Origin of the sequence: Mesorhizobium sp. B2-3-2 (assembly GCF_006442295.1) — a bacterium.
Taxonomy (GTDB): Bacteria; Pseudomonadota; Alphaproteobacteria; order Rhizobiales; family Rhizobiaceae; genus Mesorhizobium.
Genome location: NZ_VFWA01000036.1, coordinates 1 through 1,070 on the forward strand (window position 1 = coordinate 1; position 1,070 = coordinate 1,070).

General features: G+C 56.4%; 3 protein-coding genes and 1 tRNA gene. 1 reads left to right on the forward strand and 3 read right to left on the reverse strand.

Annotation, left to right across the window (positions count from 1 at the left end; translation table 11 throughout):
- Window positions 1-105 precede the first annotated feature (105 nt).
- Complete coding sequence (locus tag FJ964_RS30855; protein ID WP_140554515.1) at window positions 106-348, reverse strand: GIY-YIG nuclease family protein; 243 nt, start codon at window positions 346-348, stop codon at window positions 106-108.
- Between FJ964_RS30855 and FJ964_RS31265 the strand changes: the two genes are divergently transcribed.
- The gene (locus FJ964_RS31265; RefSeq protein WP_210243401.1) at window positions 235-567 is read left to right on the forward strand and encodes a hypothetical protein; all 333 of its coding nucleotides are present in this window, start codon (window positions 235-237) and stop codon (window positions 565-567) included. The genes FJ964_RS30855 and FJ964_RS31265 overlap by 114 nt on opposite strands.
- Here FJ964_RS31265 and FJ964_RS30860 read toward each other — a convergent pair.
- Window positions 527-617: transfer RNA gene (locus FJ964_RS30860), tRNA-Ser, on the reverse strand. The two genes, FJ964_RS31265 and FJ964_RS30860, sit on opposite strands and share 41 nt — an antisense overlap.
- Before the next feature lie 174 nt (window positions 618-791).
- The coding region (locus FJ964_RS31270) for a hypothetical protein (protein ID WP_210243400.1) at window positions 792-1,070 on the reverse strand (279 nt) is incomplete at its 5' end.

Below are 1,070 nucleotides of genomic sequence, written 5' to 3' on the forward strand. Positions count from 1 at the left end.
GAATCGAACGAAACAGCCGTTTTGGTGACGCATGTTTTTGTAGCAAGCAATTGGTATTACGGCGTTTTTCCGGGAATCCCTGGATTTTTCGCAAGGAAGGGGCGTTCACCACAGACGCTTGCTGGCGAAGGCGTGCCCGGAGCCGGATTTGAGATAGCGCTCGAATGAAGCCGCCTTGGCTTGATTCGAGAACGCCACATAGGTGACGATCTGCCATGGCAGGAACTTGGATGTATGACTGGATTTTCCGTCATTGTGCTCGGCAAGCCGTCGCCTCAGGTCGGATGTGATGCCGACATAACGCTCACCGTCGGCAGTCTTGCTTTCCAGCAGGTATACATACCACACGACCGGCCCTCCTTCGCCGAGGCTTCGAAGGGCATCCTGCTTCGCGCTGAGGTATTGCCAATCCCGCTTTTGCAAGGAAAACTAAGCCTGCTGCCCTCCTTCGCCGAGGCTTCGGAGGGCATCCTGCTTCGCGCTGAGGTCTGGACTTGTCCTGCGAAGCTCGAAGAGCGAAGCAGGATGGCGGAGAGGATGGGATTCGAACCCACGAGAAGCTTTTGACCTCTACTCCCTTAGCAGGGGAGCGCCTTCGACCACTCGGCCACCTCTCCGTTGCGCCGCTGGATAAAGAAAAGCGCCGGCACAATCAACAAGCCCCAGCCAATATCTGGGAAAAAGAAGACATTATACGGAAAAATAAGAACGCACCGGGCTGGGGCCTTCCGCGATGTGGCGGTTCCGCGGCGATTCCCTGGCTGGTGGCTCAAGGCCTCGCCATGATTCCGTCAGCCGATCGCCGGATTCGCCCGTAAACAAGGGGCTGGGGCGGGTCGAAGGTTAATGAGAGCTTTCTGAGTGAGGCCAAATCGTGTCATTTGTGCAACAACGTTGGGGGATAGCAGCCGCACAGCCCTTTCGCCGGTACGATCGTGGTTGAACCCCGTCTGCTCATGGGTAATGTCGATTTCGAAGGAGCGGCGCGGTGCGCATCTTTTTCGGTAGTGGGGATGGGGCAGGGAACGCTGTCCTTCAGCAAAGAATACCCAGACCCGTTTTTTAACTTT

What these genes read in the sequence shown, in the direction of transcription:
- FJ964_RS31265 (WP_210243401.1), top strand. Translation starts at nt 235, where the DNA reads ATGACTGGATTTTCCGTCATTGTGCTCGGCAAGCCGTCGCCTCAGGTC.